The sequence below is a fragment of the Stygiolobus caldivivus genome, assembly GCF_019704315.1.
Classification (GTDB): Archaea; Thermoproteota; Thermoprotei_A; order Sulfolobales; family Sulfolobaceae; genus Stygiolobus; species Stygiolobus caldivivus.
Window position 1 is genome coordinate 1,958,107 of record NZ_AP024597.1, and the last position, 25,024, is coordinate 1,983,130.

At 36.7% G+C, this 25,024-nt stretch carries 33 protein-coding genes; 31 read left to right on the forward strand and 2 right to left on the reverse strand.

Translation table 11 applies throughout. The annotated features are described in order from the left end of the window. The first annotated feature begins 5 nt into the window (after nt 1-5). Nucleotides 6-716 carry a 3'-flap repair endonuclease Xpf gene (xpf, locus tag KN1_RS09475; RefSeq protein WP_221287315.1) on the forward strand — a complete coding sequence of 237 codons (711 nt, stop codon included), beginning with the start codon at nt 6-8 and terminating at the stop codon, nt 714-716. A 2-nt stretch (nt 717-718) separates the two neighbouring features. Here xpf and KN1_RS09480 read toward each other — a convergent pair whose 3' ends face one another. Continuing rightward, entirely contained in the window at nt 719-1,720 is a 1,002-nt protein-coding gene (locus KN1_RS09480) for an NAD(P)/FAD-dependent oxidoreductase (RefSeq protein ID WP_221287316.1), read from the reverse strand. Between the two features lie 157 nt (nt 1,721-1,877). On the opposite strand from KN1_RS09480, the gene KN1_RS09485 reads away from it, so the two are divergent. Further along, nucleotides 1,878-4,091 carry an elongation factor EF-2 gene (locus KN1_RS09485; protein WP_221287317.1) on the forward strand — a complete coding sequence of 738 codons (2,214 nt, stop codon included), beginning with the start codon at nt 1,878-1,880 and terminating at the stop codon, nt 4,089-4,091. Nucleotides 4,092-4,097: 6 nt separating this feature from the next. Continuing rightward, entirely contained in the window at nt 4,098-4,823 is a 726-nt protein-coding gene (locus tag KN1_RS09490) for an HAD family hydrolase (protein WP_221287318.1), read from the forward strand. Here the strand turns inward: KN1_RS09490 and KN1_RS09495 are convergent. Then, nucleotides 4,820-6,229, reverse strand: coding sequence for a M28 family peptidase (locus KN1_RS09495; RefSeq protein ID WP_221287319.1), 1,410 nt, complete (start codon nt 6,227-6,229; stop codon nt 4,820-4,822). The genes KN1_RS09490 and KN1_RS09495 overlap by 4 nt on opposite strands. A 3-nt stretch (nt 6,230-6,232) precedes the next feature. Between KN1_RS09495 and KN1_RS09500 the strand changes: the two genes are divergently transcribed. From KN1_RS09500 to secY, 28 genes are all read left to right on the forward strand, one after another. Continuing rightward, the gene (locus tag KN1_RS09500) at nt 6,233-6,850 is read left to right on the forward strand and encodes a DUF447 domain-containing protein (protein WP_221287320.1); all 618 of its coding nucleotides are present in this window, start codon (nt 6,233-6,235) and stop codon (nt 6,848-6,850) included. Nucleotides 6,851-6,861: 11 nt separating this feature from the next. Further along, nucleotides 6,862-7,875 (forward strand): 3-isopropylmalate dehydrogenase, encoded by a 1,014-nt coding sequence (leuB, locus tag KN1_RS09505; RefSeq protein WP_221290657.1) that lies wholly within the window; start codon nt 6,862-6,864, stop codon nt 7,873-7,875. Between the two features lie 60 nt (nt 7,876-7,935). Then, nucleotides 7,936-11,082 carry an isoleucine--tRNA ligase gene (gene ileS / locus KN1_RS09510; RefSeq protein WP_221290659.1) on the forward strand — a complete coding sequence of 1,049 codons (3,147 nt, stop codon included), beginning with the start codon at nt 7,936-7,938 and terminating at the stop codon, nt 11,080-11,082. Further along, entirely contained in the window at nt 11,079-11,843 is a 765-nt protein-coding gene (locus KN1_RS09515) for a putative RNA uridine N3 methyltransferase (protein WP_225905642.1), read from the forward strand. Before ileS ends, KN1_RS09515 begins: the two co-directional genes overlap by 4 nt. A gap of 282 nt (nt 11,844-12,125) precedes the next feature. Then, nucleotides 12,126-13,160 carry a 50S ribosomal protein L3 gene (locus KN1_RS09520; RefSeq protein WP_221287321.1) on the forward strand — a complete coding sequence of 345 codons (1,035 nt, stop codon included), beginning with the start codon at nt 12,126-12,128 and terminating at the stop codon, nt 13,158-13,160. 4 nt (nt 13,161-13,164) lie between these two features. Next, nucleotides 13,165-13,968: a 50S ribosomal protein L4 gene (gene rpl4p, locus KN1_RS09525; protein ID WP_221287322.1), complete on the forward strand. Its 804-nt coding sequence runs from the start codon at nt 13,165-13,167 to the stop codon at nt 13,966-13,968. Then, nucleotides 13,965-14,213: a 50S ribosomal protein L23 gene (locus KN1_RS09530; protein ID WP_221287323.1), complete on the forward strand. Its 249-nt coding sequence runs from the start codon at nt 13,965-13,967 to the stop codon at nt 14,211-14,213. Before rpl4p ends, KN1_RS09530 begins: the two co-directional genes overlap by 4 nt. Nucleotides 14,214-14,223: 10 nt before the next feature. Beyond that, nucleotides 14,224-14,940: a 50S ribosomal protein L2 gene (locus tag KN1_RS09535; RefSeq protein ID WP_221287324.1), complete on the forward strand. Its 717-nt coding sequence runs from the start codon at nt 14,224-14,226 to the stop codon at nt 14,938-14,940. 41 nt (nt 14,941-14,981) lie between these two features. Next, nucleotides 14,982-15,404 carry a 30S ribosomal protein S19 gene (locus tag KN1_RS09540; protein WP_221287325.1) on the forward strand — a complete coding sequence of 141 codons (423 nt, stop codon included), beginning with the start codon at nt 14,982-14,984 and terminating at the stop codon, nt 15,402-15,404. Nucleotides 15,405-15,407: 3 nt separating this feature from the next. Next, entirely contained in the window at nt 15,408-15,881 is a 474-nt protein-coding gene (locus KN1_RS09545) for a 50S ribosomal protein L22 (protein ID WP_221287326.1), read from the forward strand. 2 nt (nt 15,882-15,883) lie between these two features. After that, nucleotides 15,884-16,555 (forward strand): 30S ribosomal protein S3, encoded by a 672-nt coding sequence (locus KN1_RS09550; RefSeq protein WP_221287327.1) that lies wholly within the window; start codon nt 15,884-15,886, stop codon nt 16,553-16,555. Nucleotide 16,556: 1 nt separating this feature from the next. Further along, nucleotides 16,557-16,796, forward strand: a complete 240-nt coding sequence (gene rpmC / locus KN1_RS09555) for a 50S ribosomal protein L29 (RefSeq protein ID WP_221290663.1) — start codon at nt 16,557-16,559, stop codon at nt 16,794-16,796. Beyond that, nucleotides 16,796-17,029: a ribonuclease P protein subunit gene (locus KN1_RS09560; protein WP_221287328.1), complete on the forward strand. Its 234-nt coding sequence runs from the start codon at nt 16,796-16,798 to the stop codon at nt 17,027-17,029. Before rpmC ends, KN1_RS09560 begins: the two co-directional genes overlap by 1 nt. Further along, a complete protein-coding gene (locus tag KN1_RS09565) occupies nt 17,029-17,373 on the forward strand; it encodes a 30S ribosomal protein S17 (protein ID WP_221287329.1) in 345 nt (114 codons plus the stop codon). Before KN1_RS09560 ends, KN1_RS09565 begins: the two co-directional genes overlap by 1 nt. 5 nt (nt 17,374-17,378) lie before the next feature. After that, nucleotides 17,379-17,795: a 50S ribosomal protein L14 gene (locus KN1_RS09570; protein ID WP_221287330.1), complete on the forward strand. Its 417-nt coding sequence runs from the start codon at nt 17,379-17,381 to the stop codon at nt 17,793-17,795. 2 nt (nt 17,796-17,797) lie between these two features. Then, a complete protein-coding gene (gene rplX, locus KN1_RS09575) occupies nt 17,798-18,205 on the forward strand; it encodes a 50S ribosomal protein L24 (RefSeq protein ID WP_221287331.1) in 408 nt (135 codons plus the stop codon). A 2-nt stretch (nt 18,206-18,207) separates the two neighbouring features. Further along, nucleotides 18,208-18,939: a 30S ribosomal protein S4e gene (locus KN1_RS09580; protein WP_221287332.1), complete on the forward strand. Its 732-nt coding sequence runs from the start codon at nt 18,208-18,210 to the stop codon at nt 18,937-18,939. 29 nt (nt 18,940-18,968) lie between these two features. Further along, nucleotides 18,969-19,472 (forward strand): 50S ribosomal protein L5, encoded by a 504-nt coding sequence (locus KN1_RS09585; protein WP_420857165.1) that lies wholly within the window; start codon nt 18,969-18,971, stop codon nt 19,470-19,472. A gap of 5 nt (nt 19,473-19,477) precedes the next feature. Then, complete coding sequence (locus tag KN1_RS09590) at nt 19,478-19,642, forward strand: 30S ribosomal protein S14 (protein WP_221287334.1); 165 nt, start codon at nt 19,478-19,480, stop codon at nt 19,640-19,642. A 5-nt stretch (nt 19,643-19,647) separates the two neighbouring features. Then, nucleotides 19,648-20,049: a 30S ribosomal protein S8 gene (locus tag KN1_RS09595; RefSeq protein WP_221287335.1), complete on the forward strand. Its 402-nt coding sequence runs from the start codon at nt 19,648-19,650 to the stop codon at nt 20,047-20,049. 22 nt (nt 20,050-20,071) lie between these two features. Continuing rightward, a complete protein-coding gene (locus KN1_RS09600; protein ID WP_221287336.1) occupies nt 20,072-20,626 on the forward strand; it encodes a 50S ribosomal protein L6 in 555 nt (184 codons plus the stop codon). Beyond that, nucleotides 20,616-21,008 (forward strand): 50S ribosomal protein L32e, encoded by a 393-nt coding sequence (locus tag KN1_RS09605; RefSeq protein WP_221287337.1) that lies wholly within the window; start codon nt 20,616-20,618, stop codon nt 21,006-21,008. Before KN1_RS09600 ends, KN1_RS09605 begins: the two co-directional genes overlap by 11 nt. 5 nt (nt 21,009-21,013) lie before the next feature. Beyond that, on the forward strand, nt 21,014-21,469 hold the full coding sequence (locus tag KN1_RS09610; protein WP_221287338.1) for a 50S ribosomal protein L19e: 456 nt from the start codon (nt 21,014-21,016) through the stop codon (nt 21,467-21,469). Then, nucleotides 21,470-22,060 (forward strand): 50S ribosomal protein L18, encoded by a 591-nt coding sequence (locus KN1_RS09615; protein ID WP_221287339.1) that lies wholly within the window; start codon nt 21,470-21,472, stop codon nt 22,058-22,060. Then, the gene (locus tag KN1_RS09620) at nt 22,060-22,704 is read left to right on the forward strand and encodes a 30S ribosomal protein S5 (RefSeq protein WP_221287340.1); all 645 of its coding nucleotides are present in this window, start codon (nt 22,060-22,062) and stop codon (nt 22,702-22,704) included. Before KN1_RS09615 ends, KN1_RS09620 begins: the two co-directional genes overlap by 1 nt. Continuing rightward, nucleotides 22,701-23,174 carry a 50S ribosomal protein L30 gene (locus KN1_RS09625; RefSeq protein WP_221287341.1) on the forward strand — a complete coding sequence of 158 codons (474 nt, stop codon included), beginning with the start codon at nt 22,701-22,703 and terminating at the stop codon, nt 23,172-23,174. The genes KN1_RS09620 and KN1_RS09625 overlap by 4 nt, the downstream gene beginning before the upstream one ends. A gap of 3 nt (nt 23,175-23,177) precedes the next feature. Further along, nucleotides 23,178-23,612 carry an uL15 family ribosomal protein gene (locus tag KN1_RS09630; RefSeq protein WP_221287342.1) on the forward strand — a complete coding sequence of 145 codons (435 nt, stop codon included), beginning with the start codon at nt 23,178-23,180 and terminating at the stop codon, nt 23,610-23,612. Between the two features lie 17 nt (nt 23,613-23,629). Continuing rightward, entirely contained in the window at nt 23,630-25,021 is a 1,392-nt protein-coding gene (gene secY, locus KN1_RS09635) for a preprotein translocase subunit SecY (protein ID WP_221287343.1), read from the forward strand. The last annotated feature ends 3 nt before the right edge of the window (nt 25,022-25,024 follow it).

Sequence of the window (25,024 nt, forward strand, 5' to 3'; positions counted from 1 at the left end):
ATAATGTGTTACGTATATACGCTGATTATCGGGAAAAAGAAAGCGGAATCCCTGACTTGCTTAGAGAATTAGGTGCAGTTGTTGTACTAGAAAATTTAAGTGTAGCCGATTATGTTATATCAGAAAAAATCGGAATAGAGCGGAAATCAGTTACTGATTTAGTCTCTTCTGTGTTCGATAAAAGGTTTTTTGATCAACTATCTAGGCTAAAAGAGGTTTATGAAAAACCTGTTTTACTCATAGAAGGAAAACTGGACTATATAAAAAATATAACCGACAGATGGAATGCAATTAGTGCTGCGATAATTTCAGCAGTGTTTGATTTAGATATAAAGGTTATATACTCAATGACTAAAAGAGATAGCGCTTATATTCTGTATAAAATAGCAGATAAAGCGTTCTCTAGTCCTCAAGATAACCAGAAAGGTGTTATTAATTTACATGATAAACCAAAATTTGAAAACCTGAGAGATATGCAATTATATGTAATAGAGTCTTTACCTTACGTCGGATCTAAATTAGCTCCTAAGTTATTAGAAAAGTTTGGATCAATAGAAGAAGTGTGTAAAGCTTCGGTATCTGAATTAGAGAAAGTGATAGGAAGTAGAAAAAGGGCTGAAGAAATTTATAAGGTACTCCACACAAAATATAAAAGCGTAGAAGAAAATAATTCTAAGCAGGATAAAAAAACAAGGGGAATATTGGATTTTTTATAGGACTAGAGTCTGAATTGTACTGCAAATTTCTTCTTTTCGGCTTTCCAGTCTACATTAACCGGCGGTAATCCAGACTTATCTCTCAGATAGTTATAGGCTGATAGTGCAGCTTTGACTCCTTCAGCTGCTGCTACTACAGCTTGTTTGTAAGGTGTTGAAGTAACATCTCCAGCTGCGAATATTCCTTCACTGCTTGTTCTACCCAGTTCATCGACTATTATTTCCCCTTTCTCATTTAGTTTAACTAAGCCCTTCACAATATCAGTTTTAAGCTCGTATCCCATTTCAATTATTACTCCATCTACATCTAAAATTTCAGTTTTATTATCTTTTATACTGCTTATTATTATTTTTGAAACTTTCTGATCTCCTTGAATTTCTCTCACAGTATATCCTAAATACAATTTTATGTTATTGTTATTTACTATACTCTTAACTATTTCTTCATCAGAGCCTACTAATGTGTTTGATCTAGAGATATAGTATGCTGGCTTAGCATATCTAGAAAGTAATTCAATAGCCTCTAGTCCAGGTTCACCTTCTCCGACTACAGCTGCAGGCTTATCTTTAAAAAACGCAGCGTCACATATCGCACAATAAGACACACCTTTTCCCTTTAACTCTTGTTCACCTTTAACGTGTAGCTCTCTAGGTGTCTTACCAAAAGCAAGAATCAAAGACTTGGCTTTATATTCGCCTTTTATGCCTTTAATAATAAATAAATCCCCTTCTTTTTCTATTTTATTTATCTCTTCTCCATATATAAAATTAGCCCCAAATCGTCTAGCTTGCTTTTCAATTTTCTGAGCAAGGCCTATTCCAGATGACGAATCTACAGCAGGATAATTTTCTATCAATTCAGTTAAGGTTAGTTGACCTCCGAGGTCTTTTGATACTACTAGTGTTTTCATTTTTTGTCTTGCAGTATATAATGCTGCACTCAGTCCAGCAACTCCTGCACCTATTATAATTACATCATATACATTTTCATTTATACTGTTCATAATAACATTAAGTAACTTCTTATAATAAAAATTTAATTAATGAAATAATCCATAAGCTTTCTAATGTAAGAAAAGTATTGACTATCATAGTTATGACTCCCAATACACTTTAATATTCAAACTCATTACTTACTAACTAAATACGGTGATCTAAGCCTTGCCACGTTATAAGACAGTAGAACAAGTACTGTCTTTAATGAAAGATATAACAAGAGTTAGAAATATTGGTATAATTGCTCACGTGGATCACGGTAAAACCACAACTAGTGATACATTACTAGCAGCATCTGGTATAATATCGCAAAAAGTCGCCGGAGAGGCTTTAGCTTTAGATTATCTGTCCGTTGAGCAACAGAGAGGAATTACAGTGAAGGCAGCTAACGTTAGCCTCTATCATGAAGCTGAAGGCAAAGGTTACGTGATTAATTTAATTGACACACCAGGCCACGTGGATTTTAGTGGTAGGGTAACTAGAAGCCTCAGAATTTTAGATGGTTCAATAGTAGTAGTAGATTCAGTTGAAGGTGTAATGACTCAAACAGAGACAGTATTGAGACAGAGTCTTGAAGAAAGAGTAAGACCTATTTTATTTATTAATAAAGTTGATAGGCTCGTAAAAGAATTAAAGTTAAGCCCACAAGAAGTACAGAAAAAACTTACAGATCTTATTATGGAGGTAAATAATTTAATAGAGATGTACGCTGAACCTGAATTTAAGGAACAATGGAGAATAAGGCCAGAGTTAGGTAATGTAGTTTTTGGCTCAGCTAAAGATAAATGGGGCTTCACTGTGCCAATGGCTGCTAAAAAGGGAGTAAAGTTTAGTGATGTCGTTACTGCTTATTCTAGCGGTGATAAATCTAAGATAGAAGAACTAAGTGCTAAGGCTCCAATACACGAAGCCTTGTTAGATGCCGTAATTAAGCTAGTACCTAACCCAAGAGACGCGCAAAAGTACAGGATCCCGAAGATATGGAAGGGAGATCTTGATAATGAGTTAGCTAAAGCAATGCTTAATGCTGATCCTAATGGGCCTATAGTACTTATGATTAATGACATGAAGGTAGATCCTCATGCAGGTTTGGTCGCAACTGGTAGAGTATTCTCAGGGACTCTAAGAGCTGGAGAGGAGATTTGGTTAGTAAACGCTAAGAAACAGCAGAGAGTACTACAAGTAAGCCTCTACATGGGAGCTACAAGGGAGTTAGCAGAGGAGATTCCAGCTGGTAATATTGCTGCTGCTTTAGGTTTAGATTCAGCAAGGTCTGGAGAGACGGCTGTTGATATTAAGTTCAAAGACTCTAACGTAGGCTCATTCGAAAGTTTACATTACGTATCTGAGCCTGTAGTAACAATCTCAGTTGAGCCTAAGAATCCAAAAGATTTGACAAAGATGATTGACGCGTTAAGGAAGCTGAGTATAGAAGACCCTAATTTGGTAGTAAAAATCAATGAAGAAACTGGCGAGTATTTACTTTCGGGAATGGGATTCTTACACCTAGAGGTCTCATTACAATTACTTAAAGAGAATTATGGCGTTGATGTAGTTACAACACCGCCTATAATAGTCTACAGGGAAAGCATTAGGGCAAAGAGCCAGATATTTGAAGGAAAGTCGCCCAATAAACATAATAAATTGTATATTAGTGTAGAGCCACTTAACAATGAGACTATTGAGCTAATAGCAAACGGTACAATAAAAGAGGATATGGAAAACAAGGAAATGGCCAAGATATTAAGAGATAGTGCAGGATGGGACTACGACGAAGCCAAGAAAATCGTGGCAATAGATGAGAACATAAACGTCTTTATAGATGCTACCAGCGGTGTACAGCACTTAAGAGAAGTTATGGATACGATTATCCAAGGCTATAGGTTAGCCATGAAAGAAGGTCCATTAGCGTTTGAACCAGTCAGGGGAGTTAAAGTAGTTCTTCATGATGCTGTAATTCATGAAGACCCTGCACACAGAGGGCCTGCACAATTATATCCAGCAGTTAGGAACGCAATATTTGCCGGCTTCCTCACCGCTAAACCAACATTACTAGAACCATTACAAAAGCTAGATATCAGGGTACCTATGGAGTATGTAGGTAGTGTATCCGGCGTTATTACTAGGAAAAGAGGTAAAGTGTTAGATATGTCGCAAACTGGAAACGTTGCAAGAATAACTGCTGAAATACCCGTATCGGAATCCTTTGAATTAGCTAGTGAATTAAGAGCAGCTAGCGCAGGTAGAGCGTTCTGGGGAACAGAGTTTAGCAGATGGGCTCCGGTTCCAGATAGTTTACTAACGGACATTATTATGAAAATTAGAGAGAGAAAAGGTAAGCCTAAGCAGTTACCTAAAGTCGAAGATTTCTTATCGTGATTTTATATGGAAGAGATTAACATATTTAAAAGTACTAAGGCAATATTTTTTGATTTTGATAACACTTTAGTTTCTTTTGAAGAGAAGTCGAATGAAGCCTTACAAAAGGTCGTTGAAGATATATACAATTATTTAACTGAAAACTATCCCTCCAAGAAGATTCAAAAAGACGAGATAAAAAGGATAGTGTTTGAGACTTCTAAAGCTTTAGATGAAGAAGGTATTTACGATAGGAAGATCTGGTGGCAGAGCTCTCTTGACAAGCTAGGTATTAAAGCTGAGATGGAAGACCTGTACGAGTGGACGCAAATTTATTGGAGTATCGCCTCTAACAACACGCCATATGAAGACGCCTTAGATCTAATTGAATATCTAAAGAGAAAAGGTTTCAAATTAGGTATAATCACGAATAGTGATGGCGAGTGGGGAGATAAAAAATCCAGATTAGCTAAATTTCCGCTGATCTCTTATATAGATATAGTAATTATAGGGGGAGAGAACAACATAAAGCCTAAACCTAATGTAGAGCCCTTTATAGTCGCATGTGAGAAAATTGGTTTTAGCACTAGTTCATGTGTGATGGTAGGCGATGACCCAGTTAAGGATTGTTTAGCTTCAAGGAAGGCAGGTCTAAGGTCTATATTGGTAGATAGGAATGGAAGAGTTAAGCATGCTGAGCTCTATGCAGATTATGTTGTCAGAAGCCTTAAAGAATTAGAAGAGATTTTCTAATAATTTTCTGAAATAAGCTTGATGTATCTTTCTATCTCCTCTTTATACAGTTTGTGAATATAATAAGTATAGTTATTACTAGAATAGTCTATGTTTTCTAACTCTTTAAAGTCTTCAATTGCCATATATTCTGTGTAATAACTTTCTTTAATGCCTTTTAAAGTGTGAAAAAGCGATGTAATTATTTTACCATTAGGGTAAAGTATAGATTTATACAGTCCTATGAATTTCTCAGCAAATCTATTAGTGATACTGGTATTGGTTAAAATGGACTTTAACTCTACTGGTAAATTATGTAGTTCCTTTTTGATAAACTCGATCTTTGTATTAGAAAATCTTGGATATTTTTCTAATATATCTCGTATAATCGATAGTATTTTCTGTTCAATCAATACACTTTCTTCTCTGTTTAACACGTCAAAATTAGAGTGATAATACTTATAATCGAGTGAATGAAAGGAAATAGTAGGAGCGTTGATCTCTAGAAATCTATAACTATCAGAATATGGTGAAGGATAGGGGATTTCTTTAACATCTTCATATTTAAGCGGTGTCGTAAGGGGTGTATAGAATAAATATAGGTTATTAGAGGAGATGTTATCAAGTGATATTACCAATTTGGTGTTTTCTAGTTTCTCTCTGTTATTTTTCACATACTGTTTAGAGCCACATGCCCATGAGAAACTCTCAAAATAACAGCCGCTTTCTTCTGCTGTAAAAGATATCGCATGTATCTCATAATTTGAGTCTCTAACATGGTTTAACTCAGATAATAGAGCTACTCCTACTAAATCGTCGTGTTCTCCATAGAACCAATGATCGTGATGTGCAGTTACGTAAACTTTTTCATCTTTTTTGCCGTTTGATATTCCTTCTATAGAGAATCCTACAGAATCCATGAACGTATTCTTCATATAAAATCTACATTTTCCTTTAAGATAATTTAGCGTATTTTTATTGATAAAAAATGCCGGAATATATGGTGGAGTTTGTGGGCTGTTATGCAATAAAGGTCTGTTCTTAAGCACGATCTTCCTTATTGTGTCATCATTAAGGGTGAATAAAAGTACGGTGTCATGATCGTAAAGCTTGGCTATTCTCGCGTACTTAATACTCAATTCTGAAAGACTATTTAATGAGATTATACGATAGTTACTTGTCTCTATATCGACAGAAGGAGAATAGGGTAATACAGCAAAATATTCATCGGGAACCTTTTTACTTTCGCACTGTATTTCTGCTTCTCTACTAGACCAATTTAGGACGTCATGGTAGTACAACTTTATGTCATCGAATTTATCCTCAAATTGCGACTTAATTACATTTAATATTTTCTTCTCTTTTTTCCCTCCCGCAATGATTTCACCGAATCTTGAAAGCTCTTTTACTTTCTCATATATTCCCATTTTATGAGTCTAATGAGTGAGTATATAAATAAGGTATTTCCTCATGAGGGTGTTTTTGAAATTATATTAGGAACAGCTGGAATATCGGAAAATTTAGCCCCCATTGGATTAATAAGACATGGTGATGATTTTTTCTCTAAAATATTTAAGAATACTTTAACTTATGCAAATCTAAAAGTAAAAAAATCATGTATAGTAAATATTTCTTTAGATCCTAAAACATTTTATATACTACTGTTTAACAGCCATGTTATAAATAAGGTCGAGATAGTAAAACGAGAATATGATAACATACCTTACCTAGAGAATTCGCTGAGTATACTTTCAGAGTGTATTGAAATCGAAAATAAAGATAATTTTTCTATTTTTAAATATAATTTTATTAAATTACTTAATAATGGTACAGACTATCGAGCATTCAGTAGGGGTGATGCTCTTTTAATTGACTTACTAGTGCATATAACAAGGTTAGACATTTTCTCCGAGGAAGAATTAGCGAAGTACTCATCTATAATAGAATATGAGATAAAAACTATAGCCAGATTATCCCCCGATAAGCTCGACATAGTAAGGGATCTGATTGAGCGAATTAATGCTAAAGGGTTAAAAATCAGTTTATAATGCATATTATGATGAGCTTTACAGTAGCTTTAATCCAAGGAGATGGTATAGGACCAGAAATAGTCTCTAAATCTAAAACAATTTTAGCTAAACTAAATGAGTTATATTCTCTACCAATAAACTATATAGAAGTAGAAGCAGGAGATAGAGCTTTAGCCAGATACGGAGACGCTTTACCTAAGGAAAGCCTTAAAGTTATAGATAAGGCGGATATGATACTAAAAGGTCCAGTAGGAGAGTCGGCAGTAGATGTTGTAGTTAAATTACGGTTAATGTATGATATGTACGCTAATTTAAGACCCGCAAAGTCTCTACCTAATGTCGAAAGTAAGTACGCAAATGTAGATATACTTGTAGTCAGAGAAAATACAGAAGATTTATACAAGGGTTTTGAGTATGTAGCATCTGAGGGTGTAGCTATAGGGATGAAAGTTATAACATGGAAGGCTTCTGTAAGAATAGCGCAAGTCGCTTTAAATGAATCATTAAAGCGTAAGAAGAAAGTTACTTGTGTACACAAGTCGAACGTAATGAGAATTACGGACGGACTTTTTGCCGAAGCATGTAGAAGCGTGTTGAAAGGCAAAGTTGACTATTCAGAGATGTATGTGGATGCGGCTGCAGCTAATCTAGTAAGAAACCCCAGCATGTTTGATGTAATAGTTACTGAAAATGTATATGGTGATATACTAAGTGATGAGGCTGGTCAGATAGCAGGTAGTCTAGGGATTTCTCCATCTGCAAACATAGGAGATAACAAAGCATTATTTGAGCCTGTGCATGGTGCAGCGTTTGATATAGCTGGAAAGAATATAGCTAATCCTACTGCGTTTTTACTGTCCGTAGCTATGATGTTGGATAGAATGTATGACCTTTCTAAGGAAGAGAAATATATTAGGGCTGCTAATGCGTTACGTAATGCTATATACAAAGTGTACCAAGAGAAGAAGAGCTTAACTCCTGATGTAGGTGGAAATTCAACTACTGATGATATTGTAAGTGTAATTTCTCAGTATCTAAGTTAATGTTTAAATAACGTTTATTTATAATTCATGTGAAGGTGATGTAAATTATCTCAGCGTCAAATAAGACCCTTAACTTCAAAGTTTGACCCCTTAAAGAGCGAGGAAGAGATATTAAACTATTGGAACACCAATAATATATATAAAAAACTTAAAGAGGAAAATAATAAGTTACCTAGAAAATTTCTATTTATTGATGGACCCCCATACCCATCTAGCCCAATACCCCACATAGGTACCGTATGGAACAAGGTAATTAAGGACTGTATATTGAGGTATGAGAGGCTGGCGGGATATCGTACTTATGATCAGCCTGGCTACGATACACACGGGTTACCTATCGAAGTCGCCACTGAAAAACAACTTGGGGTACAAAAGAAATCTGACATCATAGAAAAGATCGGTGTAGCTAATTTCGTAAATAAGTGTAGGGAACTAGCTCTTACTAACGCTTCCGCATTGACACAGAACTTTAAGAATATGGGAGTATTCATGGACTGGGACAAACCTTACTATACGTTGGACAATACTTATATCTCAAATTCATGGGCAGTAGTTAAGAAAGCGTATGAAATGGGCTTATTATATAAGGGGGTTCATGTACTTCATTGGTGTCCTAGATGCGAAACTACGCTGGCAGACTATGAAGTCTCAGAGTATAAAGACCTAGAAGACCCATCTATATACGTAAAGTTTAAGATAAAAGGTTCTTCCAATAAGTATTTAGTAATCTGGACTACGACACCATGGACCATTCCTGCTAATGTTTTCGTAATGATAAACAAAGATTACGAATATGCTGAAGTACAAGTTAATAATGAGATATTGATCATAGCTAAGGATAGAGTAAAAGATGTTATGAAAGATGCCGAGATATCCGATTATAAGATTATTAGAACTTTTAAAGGAGAGGAACTATTAGGTGTAGAGTACGATCACCCTCTGAGGGATCTTGTTCCAGCACAAGCTAAAGCTGATGGTTATCATAAAGTAGTTGATGCAGGGGAGAACGTAACACTGACCGACGGTACCGGCTTAGTTCATTCAGCACCAGGGCATGGGGATATTGATTTTGAGATCGGTAAAAAATATGGAATGCCTGTCCTCATGTTCGTTAATGACCAAGGTATATACACTGAAGACGCTGGGAAATATAAGGGTAAGGCAGTAAGGAGTGTAGCTGAAGAAATAATAAACGACTTAAAGTCTAAGAACGCCTTATTACACGCTGGTAAGATAGTTCACAGATACCCGGTTTGTTGGAGGTGTAAAAGCCCGCTTATATTAAGAGCAATAGAGCAATGGTTTATAGGTGTGTCAAAACTAAAGCAGGAGTTATTATCTGAAATAGACAATGTGAATTGGGTACCTGAGTGGGGAAAAACACGTATAGGGAATATGGTCAGAGAGATAAGGGATTGGGTTATAAGTAGACAAAGATTTTGGGGTACCCCATTACCTATATGGGTGTGTCAGAAATGTAACAATGTGATAGTTGTAGGGAGTAAAGAGGAACTAAAGAAAGTTGCTATTAGTGAAGTCCCAGAAGATCTTCACAGGCCGTGGATAGACGATGTAAAAGTTAAATGCAATAAGTGCGGTGGAGAAGCCGTAAGAGTACCTGATGTTGCAGATGTATGGTTTGATAGTGGTGTAGCATTCTTTGCAAGTCTAGGAGAAGACTGGGAGACTAAATGGAAAGAAATAGGCCCAGTAGATTTAGTGCTAGAAGGACATGACCAATTGAGAGGCTGGTTCTTCAGCCTTTTAAGAGCAGGAGTTATATTGTTAAACAAAGCACCATATAAGTCAGTCCTTGTGCACGGTTTCATGCTAGATGAACAAGGTAGAGAAATGCATAAGAGCCTCGGTAATTATGTTGAACCCTCTCAGGTGGTCACAAAGCACGGAAGAGATGTCCTTAGGCTGTGGTTGCTCAGAAACACCACGTGGGAAGATGCTAAATTCTCTTGGAAATCCCTAGAACTAACTAAGAGAGATCTTAATATTATATGGAATGTTTATGTGTTCGCTTCTACTTACATGAATCTTGATAACTTTGATCCTACAATGTATTCTTTTGAGTCTATAAAACCGTATCTGAAACCAGAAGATAAGTGGCTATTATCAAGATATTATAGGATGCTCAAAGACGTATCTGAATCTATGAAGGACTATAAAGTCCATGAATTAGCTAATAAGGTAACCTCGTTTATAACAGAAGATATAAGTAGATTTTATTTAAGGTTAACGAGAAAGAGGGCATGGAATGAAGCAAATGACCCTGATAAAATAGCCATGTATTACGTGTTATATCAAGCCCTTAAGGGTTCGTTAATTTTACTGTCTACTATAACGCCATTTATAGCTGAGAGGATTTATCAGGACTTTGTAGTAGATAATTTAGACTCTGTAAGTATGGAGAGAATTCCAGAAATTAAAGAGGAATTCATAAATAAGGAAATTGAAGAAGCTTTCGACTTAGCAAAGGAAATAGCTGAAGCTGGACTGAACGCTAGGGCAAAAGCTGAAATTAAACTAAGATGGCCCATTAAAGAAGCATTCGTATTCTTAATATCTGAACAAGATCGCAGAATAATTGGTACTATTACTGATGTACTCAGATCTATGCTGAACTCTAAGGAAGTAAAGGTAGAGGGCATAGAAGGATATAAGAGGTTTAGTAAAATAAAGGCATCACCAAATAGAGGGTCTATTGGCCCTGACTTTAAGAGACTCTCTTCTAAAGTCGTCTCCTATATTGAAGAAAATAGTGAAGCCGTAGCAAACGACATAATAAATAAGGGAGTTCACGAAGCCGTAATTGAAGGCCAACCTATACAGCTCAAGGTAAATCATGTCAATATTGTAGAGGAGACTCAGCCTGGATATGTGTCAGCAAGGTTTAGTAAAGGTGTTATAGTAATTAACAAAGAAATCAGCAAAGAGGAAGAGGAAGAAGGTATTATAAGAGATATCGTAAGGAGGATCCAGTTTATGAGAAAAGAACTATCGCTTAACGTAAACGATTATATCGACTTAAGTATAAAGGCTCCTGAAGAAAGAGTGTCTACTATCCAGAAATGGTTAAATTATATAAAAGAAGAGACTAGAGCTAAACAAGTGGTCATAGGAGAAGTTAAGGGCAATTTAATCCAAGACTGGGAGATAGAGGACGAGACATACACCATAGGAGTAAGTAAGGCTTGATTTTTCCTTTTCCTAGAAGAAAGAAACTTTCAGTTGTCTTATTTCTCTCAATATTTGATGTAGAGAGCACTCTAGCAGAGATTACAATTAAGCTATCTAATGTATTACGAGCTTTAGCTGAGTTTAGAGTGAGTGAAGTAATCTGGGTATATGAGTTTAAAGAGGAGAAAAAGAAGTGGAATATTGTTAGAGACATTACAGAATATGCACTAACACCACCTTACTTGAAAAAATATATTCCCAAGAAGGATTCTCTATCTAAGGCAGGCCTCTTACAGCCTCTTAATATTCCCTCACATATAATAACGCCTGAATTCGTCGAAGGGGAGATTAGAATTAATAGAAAGGGAAATATAGGTTTAGCTGTTAATAAAGTACCTAAATCTAAGTATGCTATAGTTACGGACAGTCTTAACAAGGATGTGTGTTCTTACCCGTTTTACCCCTATTATTCGGGTTTTGCCTATAAGGTTCTTTCTTATAGTAAGTTCTTGGAAAAGTTTAGTAAAATTGATAATGTAATTCTAGGTAGTAGGTCTGGCGTAAATTTGCGGACAGTAGAGGATAAGATTAAAAAGACGTACGAGGAGAAGGGAATTTATTTAGTGATCGGCCCCCCGAAGCATGGTATACTGAAGGATTTTATAGAGTTTAATTGGCTTATCGTAAACTTCATCACTAAGCAAGGGGTAAAGGACGTAAGAGCTGAGGAAGCGCTATATGCCTCTTTAACCTTACTTAACTTTATACTGGATTCATAAAGGCTTGGAATTCAATTACCTTAAGAAACTAAGATGCTGTTTAGTAAATACACTGACATCGATTAAAAGCCTTTTATCAATAATATTATCTACAAATAACACATTACATAAAAAATCACTTCAATAAGATTAACAGCTAGATCAAAGGTATAGATTCCTCTGATGCTGATAGCATGAAAAACTTCTTAAAATCGTTATGATATTTAGTAATTATTAGGCACAAAATAGATAGTTACACTTATAAGCTAATTGGTTTAAGAAAGAGGGACTGAGGGAAATTTAATGGGTCATCGTAAGTTATCCTCGCCAAGACGTGGTTCAGCAGCTTTGCGCCCCAGAAAGAGGTCTAGTGAATTCCTCCCGACTCCTAAGAGCTGGCCGTATATACAGTCTAATGAGCCGAAGCTTTTGGGCTTTATCGGTTACAAGGTAGGAATGACGCATATATTTATGATTGATGATAAGCAAACATCCCCCAATTATGGTAAAGAGATTTATGTTCCGGTCACTATTATTGAAACTCCTCCAATAATTCCAGTCGCTCTGAGAGCGTACTATATTGACTCTAAAGGCGAACCTTCAGTTTTAACGGAATATTGGGGAGAGTTAGACGAAAAAGTAAGGAAGATATTAAGCGAGAGAAAGATAAATAAGCTAAATATTGATAAGGAAAAAATGAAATCTAAACTAGATAATATATCAAATAATATACAAAAGATAGTGGCATTAAGAGTGCTAGCTGTAACTCAACCCTATCTGATACCTTCATTAGGAAAGAAGAAGCCAGACGTTGCGGAGATTCAGATAGGAGGTGGTAATAATATAAAGCAACAACTCGATTATGCCTTATCCGTTCTTGGTAAAGAAGTCCAAGTTAAAAACGTGTTTAGAGAAGGACAATTAATTGATATCATAGGTGTAACTAAAGGTAAAGGTTTCCAAGGAGTGATAAAGAGGTATAGTGTAGTCGAGCTACCTAGATGGCATAAGCATAGGAAAGGTAGTAGAAAAATTGGTGCCAGAGGTCCTTCAATTTCCACTCCGAGTTATACGCCTCAGCCAGGTCAGATGGGCTTCCACAGAAGGACAGAGTATAATAAAAGGGTACTTAAAATAGGAGATGATCCTAAAGAGATAAATCCTGCTGGTGGATTCGTAAATTACGGGATAGTTAAAAATACATATTTAGTTATTGAAGGGTCTACATTAGGAAGTAAGAAAAGGCCTCTATTCCTTAGATATCCTATAAGGCCTACGTGGTCCCCTCAATCCGCGCCTAAAATCACTTATGTAAATCTTGCAAGTCAACAAGGGTGAAAAAATGTACATAGAACTAGAATCAAAAAAGGTACCTGTACTCGATTTACAAGGTAATAAGATAGAAGAAATAGAGCTACCAAAATTTTTCAGTTACCCTGTAAGAAAAGATCTAATAAGGAGAGTTTTCATCTCAGAGTTCACTAGATCTTTACAGCCTAAAGGAAGAGATCCAATGGCAGGTAGAAGAACCTCTGCGTTAAGCTTTGGAATAAATCTTGGACTAGCTAGAGTACCCAGAGTAAAGCAGAGTGGAGAAGCTGCATTAGCACCAAATACTGTTGGTGGAAGATTAGCTTTTCCGCCTACACCAGAAAAAAGAATAGTTGAAGAAGTAAATGAAAAGGAGAAAAAATTGGCAATAATAAGCGCGTTGTCTGCTACTACTATTCCTGATTTTGTAGCAATGAGGGGCCATAAGTTCACTGCCTCATATTTACCAATAATTGTTACTGACGAGTTAGAAAAAGTAGATAGAACTAAGTCTTTATATAAGGAAATATTTCCTAAGTTAGGTATTGCTGAAGACATAGAAAGAGTTAAAGAAAGGATTAGAATTAGATCTGGAAAAGGAAAGATGAGGGGAAGAAGATATAAAAGATCTAAAGGTCCGCTTATAATAGTTTCAAATGCTCATTCACCTTTAATTCAAGCTGGTTCGAATATCGAAGGAGTAGATGTCGTATCTGCAAATCTCGTAAGTGTCATTCATTTAGCCCCTGGCGGGCATCCAGGTAGGTTAACAATATATACGAAATCAGCTATCGATATCTTGTCTAAAAGATTACAAGGGAGAGTGATAGCATGATAATTAAGGAGTTCCTAGCCACAGAAAAGGCGATAAAGCTACTTGAGGCTCAGAACACGCTTACCGTACTGGTAGATAGAAATGCTACAAAAGCCGAGATTAAGAAAGAGTTAGAAAATCTTTTTAATGTAAAAGTAGAAAAGGTCAATACTTTAATTACGCCTTTAGGAGAGAAAAAGGCTTACGTTAAACTTAAGAAAGAATTTAATGCAAGTGAAATAGCTCATAAGTTGGGTATTTTATAAGGTGATTTAGATGGGTAAGAAATTACTTCAACAGAGAGCTGGACGTGGAGGAATAAACTTTAGGAGCCCGAGCTGGAGAAGAGTAGGAGCCGCTAGGTATCCTAATATAGTAGGGGATCATAAAGGTAAGGTTATAGATATATTACATAATCCTGGCGTAAACGCGCCGGTTGCTAAAATAAAGTTAGATTCAGGAGAGACTTTTTATACGCCAGCTGTTCAAGGGCTTACTGTAGGACAAGTGATCCAGATAGGAAGTAACGCTCCAGTGAGTAACGGTAATATAGTTGAAGTAGGTAATCTACCTGAAGGAACTGTAGTTTGTAATGTGGAAAAAACCAGAGGAGATGGGGGTAAATTTGCTAGATCGGCTGGTGCGTATGCTACGATAATTGGAAGAAGCGGAGATAAGGTATTAGTGAAGCTTACCTCAGAAAAGATAGTTCAAGTTACTGCTTCTGCGAGGGCTACTGTAGGGATTATAGCTGGTGGCGGTGTTACTGAGAAACCGTTACTAAAAGCGGGAAATAATTACTGGAAGAATAAAGTTAAAGCTAAAAAATGGCCTCATGTTAGGGGAGTAGCTATGAACGTTGTTTCACACCCTCATGGCGGAGGATTACACCAGAGCGTAAGCAGACCCTCAACAGTTTCAAGGAATGCACCGCCAGGTAGGAAGGTCGGGCATATAGCAGCTAGAAGAACTGGAAGGCGTGAAGGAGCATGATTTTTTATTTATCTTTTAAAAAATAGATGTGGGGTGTTTACGTGTCGATTGAATATCCACCTGAATGGAAAAAATTCAAATATAGGGGTAAATCGTTAGATGAATTGTTGAATATGTCTATGGACGAGTTTATAAAGCTTTTACCTTCGAGGCAAAGGAGATCTTTAGTTAGAGGTTTTTCTGATAGGCAAAGGAGACTTTTGGAAAAAATTAGAAAACATTCGAGAGAAGGAAAATATAATAAAGTCATAAAGACTCATGTTAGGGATATGATAATTTTACCTGAAATGGTAGGATTGAGATTTGCTGTATATAACGGAAAGGAATATGTTGAATTTCAAGTTATGCCTGAGATGATAGGTCATTACTTGGGAGAATTCTCGATAACCACAAAGAAGGTAGAGCATGGAGAGCCTGGACTAAAAGCAACCAGATCAAGCCTATTCCTAGCTATGAAGGGATGAAATATGCCGAACTGGTCATACCCTCAATTGTCTATACCTGAAGACAGGGTTGCTAGAGCTGTAATGAGGAATGTTGACTCATCAGTGCGAGATCTCTACAACGTGTGTAAAGCTATAAGAGGTATGAGGTTAAAAGACGCCAAAGCCTTCTTGGAGAGGGTAATGAGAGAAGAGGAAGCATTACCTTTTTGGAGATATTCTCATGGAGCTTCTCATAAGTCTAACATTTCAGAAAAGTGGAAAGTAAAAAGTGGTAGATATCCTAAAAAGGCAGTAAAATACGTTCTTAAAGTTTTACAGAATGCTGAGAATAATGCAACAAGCAAAGGGCTAGACATTGATAGTGTAAGGATTGTTCATATAGCTGCTCATAGAGGTGTTACGTTAAAAAGATACTTGCCTAGGGCGTTCGGTAGAGCTACTCATAAGTATAAGTATACTTCTCACATAGAAGTAGTCTTAGCTGAGGTAGAGTGAAAATGGTCTTAATAAAGAAATATTTCCTTCAAAAATCAATGGTAAAGGTAAAAGTAGATGAGTATCTAGCAAAACAATTTTATAATGCTGAATATGCTGGGGTAGATATCATAAAGACTCCTATAGGAACTAGAGTAGTCATATATGCAGGTAGGCCAGCTTTTATTATAGGTAAGCAAGGAAAGACGATAAAACAACTGGCTCAAATTTTAGAAAAACTATTCGGTCTTGAAAACCCTCAGATAACCGTTACTACGGTTGAAAACCCAGAACTTAATGCACGAGTTATGGCGTTTAGGCTGGCTATAGCTCTAGAAAAAGGCTATCATTTCAGGCGAGCTGCATTCATAACTATTAGAAGGATTATGAAGGCAGGCGCATATGGTGCTGAGGTAGTAGTCAGCGGAAAGCTAACTACTGAAAGGGCTAAATACGAGAAGCTCAAGGAAGGTGTTGTATATAAGAGTGGTCAACAACTTGAAAAAATTGTAGATAGAGCAATTGCAGTAGCTATGTTAAAACCCGGTGTGTTTGGTGTCGAGGTAGTTATAACTAAGCCTATTAGGAGTATTGATAAAATTGAAATAAGAGAGAGACCTAGAGGAGGAGAAGAGGGAGGAACAGTTACTGTAACTAATGTAAGTTTTATTGATGATAATAAGGGTGGTAGTTGACATGGTGTTAAATCCTAAGGAACTGAAAGACAAAGATACTAAAGAGTTATTGGAACAATTAAAAGAACTTCAATCACAGTTATTAAGGCTAAAAGCTGAGTCAAGACTAGGGACTCTTAAGAATACTGCATCAATTAGAAATACACGAAAAGATATAGCAAGAATAATGACAATTTTAGCAGAGAAAAAACGAGGTATCAATAAGTCTCCAAGTGAAGAGAAGGCGGAGGCCAAGAAATAGTGGATCTTATAGGTGCTAAAGTCACTATTTTATTTTATCCGGACTCGTTTTTTCTTAATAAATCTGGAATTATAATAGATGAAACATATAAGACCTTTATTATTGACTTGAATAATGGAAAGAGAGTTAGGGTCTTAAAAGAAAATGGAATTTACGCGATAAACTTTAAAGGGAGGTTTTTTGTGATATCAGGGATTAAATTAGTAGGTAAACCTGAGAAAAGGTGGATGTGATGGGTAAAAAAGGTCAGGCAGCTAAAAGCGTTGGAATAGAGGGAATAGAACTTCCTTCAAAGTTATGTGATGATCAGAACTGTCCGTTCCATGGGAGTTTAAGAGTAAGGGGATTAATCCTAGATGGTATACTAACCAAATTTAGGGCTACAAGAACTGGAGTGGTAGAAAGAGAGTATTTGTATTATAACACTAAGTATAAAAGGTACGAGAGACGTAAGAGCAAAATTCACGTTCACATACCTGCTTGTCTTGATGTTAAAGAAGGAGATAAAGTTATTATTGGGGAAACTAGACCAATTGCTAAATCAGTTTCGTTTGTAGTACTTGGAAAATCAAGGTGAGGTAAATGCCCGAGAAGCTGAATGTTTTAGGAAGCAGGAAAGGGTTCACTCCCGCATTACAGCATAATAGTAGAGTAGTAGTCGCTGATAACAGCGGAGCTAAAGAGGCTATGATAATCGGAGTTTATGGATATAGAGGTGTCCTGAGGAGAGTGCCTTTTGCTAATATAGCGGATCTTGTAATGGTAAGCGTAAAAAGAGGTACGCCTGAGGTTAGAAAACAGAAATTTAAGGCTGTAATAGTGAGACAGAGAATGCCGTTCAGAAGGCCAGACGGCACATGGATTTCTTTTGAGGATAATGCTGTCGTTATAGTTAATCCAGATGGTACTCCTAAGGGTACAGAGATTAGAGGCCCCATAGCTAGAGAAGCAGCTGAAAGATGGCCTAAAGTAGCTAGTATTGCTACGATGGTGATTTGAAGATGGTATCCTCGAGACCTTCAAAGCAAAGGCAAATGTTAAGGGAAGCTCCTAAGCATTTGAGACACAAGATGCTTACTGCTAAGCTTGCAGAAGATCTGGCAAAACAGTACGGTATTAAGAGGCTTTCAATCAGAAAGGGAGATACAGTAAAGGTTCTTAGGGGTGAACATTTAGGGTACGAAGGTAAAGTTGCTGATGTAAATACTAAAACTGGTAGGATAGCAATTGAAGGACTAACAAGGAAGAAAGCTGATGGTACTCCAGTATTTGTTTGGGTACATGCTTCAAAGGTTATAATAACTAAGCTAGATACGAGTGATAAAGAAAGGGTATCGTCGATAGATAGAAAAAGAAAAGCTAGGGAAGATTATTTTAAGAAGAAGGAGGAGAAAAAGGAGGGCAGTTAAACATGGTTCATATTACTAGGTTTGAAGCTCCATGGTTTTTGAAAGCCCCTAAGAAGGCATATAAATGGATTATTAGAGCTTCTGCCGGTCCTCATAAATTATCCGAAAGTATACCTTTAGCGATACTATTGAAATACTATCTTAAAGTTGCTGAGACTACGAGAGAAGCTAAGAGGATCATATTTGATGGAAAAGTTTCAGTAGACGGTAGGGTTAGGCGTGACTATAAATACCCTGTAGGACTGATGGATGTTGTTGAGATACCTTCCGCTGATATAAGAGTGAGGGTGGTTCCTAATAATGTTAGATTTTTAGATGTAGTTAATATAACTAAGGAAGATGCTAGATATAAGTTTGTTAGAATTTTAAATAAAACCACACAAAAAAGTGGGAGTATGCAGTTAAATCTTGAAGATGGAAGAAATATTCTAATACCTAAGGATAAGGTAAATGATTATAATTTTATGACCTTAGATACCTTAAAAATAGAGTTGCCTACTCAGAACATTGTCAAAAGTTATTCAGTTAAAGAGGGTAATTATGCAATAATTACGGGAGGAAAAAACGTGGGAACTATAGGAAAAATAAAGAATATACAATGGGCTAAGTACAAGAAAAGGGTATACAGTATAATTACGTTAGAAGTAAATAACACTACGTACGAGACCAATCTCCTCAACGTTATGGCTTTAGGAGAGTCCGAATTAGATCCTAATGTAGGGGTGAAACTGTGACAGAAGAGCAAGCAATTCAAAAAAACGTAATGAGAAGGGTAGTATTAGACAAAGTAACAGTGAACATTGGATTAGGTGAATCGGGAGAGAGGCTCCAAAAGGCATATCAGCTTCTCCAAGATCTGACTGGTGCTAAGCCCGTTTATACTAAAGCTAGAAAGTCTATCAGGGAATTTGGAGTAAGAAAAGGAGCCCCCATTGGAGTAAAGGTCACGCTTAGAGGGGAAAAAGCGGTAGAATTTCTGAAAAAAGCGCTAGCTGCTATTAATTATAGGATAAAAGCGTCAAATTTTGACAACTACGGTAACGTTGGTTTTGGAATAGCAGAGCATGTTCTCATCCCCGGTACGAGATATGATCCAGAAGTAGGTATTTTCGGTATGGATGTGGTTATAACCTTAATAAGGCCAGGTTATAGAGTGATGAGAAGAAGGAGGAAATATACGAGGGTTCCAAAAAGGCATAGGGTTACTAAAGAAGAAGCAATGGAATTCCTAAAGCAAAACTTTAATGTCACGATAATAGAAGGGTGAGAGGTATGGGTAAGTATAAGCCACCGGCTGAGAGGAAGTACGGTAGAGGGGTTCAAATATGTCAGAGATGTGGTAGTAGGGACTCTGTTATTCAAAAATATGGTTTATACTTATGTAGGCAGTGTTTTAGAGAGGTAGCATATAGTATGGGTTTTAAGAAAACTAGGTGATGGGTATGCCGTCTATTAATCCTTTGTCAAATGCATTAGTTACTCTATATAATAATGAAATAAGAAGGAAAAAACAAGCAATAATAATGCCTGCATCTAAGTTGATAATTAACGTCCTCAGGGTCTTACAAAAAGAAGGTTATGTGGGCGAGTTTGAATACATTGATGATGGTAGATCTGGTAAGATAACCGTCCAACTATTAGGCAGAATTAATAAATGTGGTCCAATTACACCTAGATATCCTATGACGTATAAGGACTTACTAACCTTACCTGACTATGTTAGAAAATATTTACCTTCTAAGGAGATCGGTATACTTATTATATCTACATCTAAGGGTGTAATGTCTCATAAAGAGGCTTTAAGAGAGAGAATAGGAGGAATAGCACTAGGTTATGTGTATTAAATCTTTCAGGTGGTGTTAGGTTATGAAAGCCATATACTTGTATGACGAAATTACAATTCCCGAAAAAGTGTCTGTTAGGTTAGAAGGTACTGTATTAAGTGTAAAAGGGCCTAAGGGTGAAATTAAGAGGGATTTCAGTCACGCTAAAGGTATAGTTATAAAGCAAGAGGATAATAAGATAATTTTGGAGGCTACATTTGCAGATAGGAGGAAAAAAGCTCTATTTTACTCAATTAAGGCCCATATAGATAACATGTTCACTGGTGTTATAAACGGATATAAGTATTATTTAAAGATAATTTACACTCATTTCCCGATGACAGTAAAAGTAGTAGGGGATGAGGTGCAGATTACAAACTTAATAGGCGAGAAAAATGTAAGAAAAGCAAAGATCTTACCCGGCGTAAAGGTAACAGTTAAGGGAGAAGATATAGAAGTGGAAGGTACTGATATTTACAATGTTTCACAGACCGCTGCTAATATAGAGAGAGCTGCTAAAATAACTGGATATGATAGAAGAGTGTTTTCAGATGGTATTTACATATATAAAAAAGAGGTGATCGGTCATGAAAAGTAATGAAGTATACAAAATTAAAAAGGAAATAAGACAGATTAGAAGCAAGAAAATTGAATTTTATAGATACGATTGGGATAAATATTACAGGATAGGAAGACAAGAGACATGGAGAAAACCTAGAGGAATAGATAATGCGATGAGGTTAGAGCTGAAAGGTTATCCCCCTAAAGTTAAGATAGGCTATGGGAGCCCTAAAGAGATTAAAGGTCTCCATCCCTCTGGTCTTAAGCCTATATTAATAAGTTCTATGAAGGAGCTCGAAAGGGTTAAGGATCAGAAGGATAAGGTCATAGTCATCATTAAGGCTAACCTAGGACTAAAAAAGAGGTTAGAGTTATTAAAGAGAGCTGACGAATTAGGTATTCGTATAGCTAATAGGTGATAAGGATGCCAGATATGCTATTACAGAAAAGATTAGCAGCTCAGATAAAAAAGACTGGTTTGAATAACGTAAAGTTTAACCCTGAATATATAGATGAGATCTCAGAAGCTTTAACTAGAAAAGATATAAAGAGACTTATAAAAGATGGAAAGATAGAAATTGAGCACCGTAAGGGGATAAGTAACGGTAGGTTAAAAGAAAGGAAAGAGAAGAAGAGGAAAAGGGGGGAGAGGCGTAAGCATGGGAGTAGGAAAGGTAAGGCTGGAGCAAGACAAGGAAAAAAGGAGTTATGGGTCTCGAAAATTAGAAAGATAAGAAAGTATTTAAAATGGCTTAGGGATAATAACGTGATTGATAAGAAGGCTTATAGGTTAGCATATAGGCGAGCTAAGGGAAACGCGTTCAAAAGTCTGAATGATGTGAAAACTTTTCTTAACCAGTTAGGTTATAAGGTGGAGTAAATGGCACACGGTCCAAATTATAAGGTAAAATTTAGAAGAAGAAGGGAAGGTAAAACTAATTATTATAGGAGATATGTATATGTGGTTAACGACGTAATTAGGTTTGTCCCGAGGATAACAAACGAGTATGTGATAGTTAGCATCGCTAAGTTTAATCCTAAGGGAGACGAGATGTTAGCTGTCGCTCATTCAATTGAATTAGCTAAGAAATTTGGTTGGAAAGGCGATACTAACAATACACCTGCTGTGTATTTAACTGGGTATTTAGCAGGTTTGAGGGCCTTGAAGGCTGGGGTTAAGAACGTCGCTGCAGATATAGGACTGTTTGTGCCGGTTAAAGGTGGAAGGGTATTTGCGGCAATTAAGGGTGGAATAGATGCGGGATTAGAAATACCTATAGGCGAGTTAGGTGATATAGATGACAGGATAAAAGGTCAACATATTGCTGAATATGCTAAAAAGCTCCAATCTGAGAACCCAGATCTGTACAAAAAGCTTTTCTCAAGGTATCTATCTAGGGGGTTATCCCCTGAAAATCTTCCTCAACATTTTGAGGAAGTATTAAAGAAAATAAAGGAGGTTGGTTCATAATGGCTGAGGAGGTTCCAGTATTAAATCCTGAAGAATGGAAACCGAGGACAAAGATAGGCCAGATGGTTAAAGAAGGCAAAATAACATCTATGAAGGAATTATTCGAAAGGAACTATCCTATAGTTGAGCCTGAGATAGTAGATATGTTACTACCTAAACTGAAGTATGAAGTACTAGATATAAAGATTGTCCAGAAGCAAACGGATGCTGGAGAGATCTCTAGGTACAAAGTCCTCATAGTAATGGGTAACATGGACGGCTACGTTAGTTTTGGGACAGGGAAAGCGAAGCAACTGAGAGTTGCTATACAGAAAGCAGTTAGAAATGCTAAGCTTAACATTATCCCAGTGAGGAGAGGATGCGGAAGTTGGGAGTGTACATGCGGAGAATCCCATAGCCTTCCCTTTAGAGTTTACGGAAAGGCAGGAAGTGTCGAGGTCTTTTTATTACCAGCACCTAAAGGGACAGGGTTAGTGGTAGGTCCTGCATTAAAGACATTGTTAACTTATGCTGGAATTAGAGATGCATGGTCACGTACTAGGGGTTCTACTTATACGGCTGAGAACTTTATAAAAGCTGGGTATAATGCTTTATATAATACCTACAAATTTGTTACACCTACCGACTGGGGGAGGAAAAAATGACTGAACTTGTGGCTGTAGTTAGGATAAGGGGTTGGGCTGTTACACCGTGGTTTATTCAAGATACTTTAGAGATGTTAAGGTTAAAGAGGAGATTTAGTGCGATGATCTATCCGAAGAATAAAGCTCTTGAAGGGATGCTGAAGTTAGTGTCTCCTTATATAACTTGGGGTGAGTTAAACGATGAGGGATTAAAATTGCTACTCTCAAAGTTAAAGACTGTCAACGGAGAAAAGGTTAATGATGAATATATAACTAAAGTTCTAAAAATAAATGGATATAATGAATTTGTAAAGAAAATAAAAGACGGTGAAGTTAAACTTAGTAAACTGGATGATTACTTTAAGTTACCTATAACTTTGCATCCACCTAAAGGAGGGTTTAAAGGTAAGGTGAATAGGCCTTACGGTTCTATGGGAGAGTTTGGTTATAGAGGAGAAAAGATTAATGAATTAATTAAAAGGATGGTGTAAAAAATGGTTGTGAGAAAGGAGAAAAAGAGTAGGAAATATAGGGGATATAGGACACACGGATGGGGTACAAAAGGTCAGCATAGGGATAGAGGAAAAGAAGGTGGAAGGGCAATTGGCATGCATAAGGAAAAATGGTCTTGGCTAGTTAAATATGGTGAAGGGTGGTACGGAAAGCATGGGTTTAGGAATCCAACGTCTAAATTGGTAAGTTCAATTAATTTAAGAATGCTACAGAACCTCATCGATAATGGAACTTTAAAGATGGTAAGTGAAGGAGGAAAGAATATTATAGATTTAGAGCAATACGGTTACGATAAATTACTTGGTGGTGGGACTTTAAGTCAGCCTGTTATAATCAAGGTTAAGTATGCTACAGAAAAGGCTATGGAAAAGATTAAACAATTAGGAGGAGAAATTATATTAACCTCAAAGGAATAAAGGCTTTTTAGATTGCAATGGGATTTGTTGACTTCTTAGAAAAGCTAGGGGAGTATTTGCCTGCTGTTACTAAACCCAAGCAGAAGCCTTCATTAAGTCAAAAGTTAATGTGGTCTTTTATTGCCCTTATTGTTTATCTTGTTATGTCATCCATACCTCTATACGGTATATCGACTACTAACTCTTTCTTGAGTAATTTCCTAGCTGAGCAAATTATTTTTGCATCATCTCAGGGTACGTTAGCACAATTAGGTATAGGCCCTATAATAACTTCTGGTCTAATTATGCAAATTTTAGTCGGTTCAAGATTAATAGAGATGGATCTAGCTGATGAAGAAGATCAGATTAAGTTTACAGAGGCCGAAAAGGGTTTAGCGTTTCTATTTATAATAGTTGAGTCTGCACTTTTCGGTTATGTATTTACAAAAGCTACTAACAGTTTACTCTTGGCTACAATAGTTACCGTACAGTTGATAGCTGCTACATATGTGATCTTATTGTTGGATGAAATGATACAGAAGGGCTGGGGACTCGGATCAGGGATAAGCTTGTTTATCTTAGCTGGGGTAGCAAAGATTATGTTTTGGGATATGTTTGGCATTGCAGGTGTTCAAAACCAAGATTTACCGGTAGGTTTCTTCCCAACTTTAGTATCGTATGTGGTTTCTGGGAAGAACTTACTGAATCTAATAGTAAATACTAGTACTACCACACCTTTCCAACCAGACTTGGTGGGTTTAATATCGACTATTGGTCTGACTCTGCTGATTATCTACCTTACTAGTATTAACGTTCAAATACCAGTTACTAGTCCCAGGTTAAGGGGTATAAGAAGTACGATTCCATTAAATTTCTTATACGTAAGCAGTATACCGGTCATTTTTGTCAGTGTCTTAGGTGCTGATTTTGAGTTATTTTCATCTATAGCTTCTGGTGTTTCTTCCACTGCAGGGTCTATACTTAGCGATATAGCTAATGCTTTCTTCTTCCCGCCAGCTAACGTACCACACAGTGTTTATGCTTTAGTAATTGACCCAGTTGGTGCTGCGATATATGCTGCTGTATTTATCGTTCTATCTATAGTATTTGGCATTTTGTGGATTGACGTTGCTGGATTAGATCCTGCTACGCAAGCTCAGCAGATGGTAGAAGCAGGAGTGGAAATCCCCGGAATGAGAAATAACCCGAAAATTATTGAGTCTATACTAGCAAAGTATATTTATCCGTTAGGTTTCTTTAGTTCTCTAATTGTAGGAGTAATAGCCGTGTTAGCAACATTTCTAGGCGTGTATGGGACAGGTGTAGGATTGTTATTAGCTGTAACTATAGCTATTCAATACTATAATTTATTAGCATATGAGAGGACATTAGAGATGTACCCCTTGTTAAAGAGAATTATAGGTGAGTAAGAA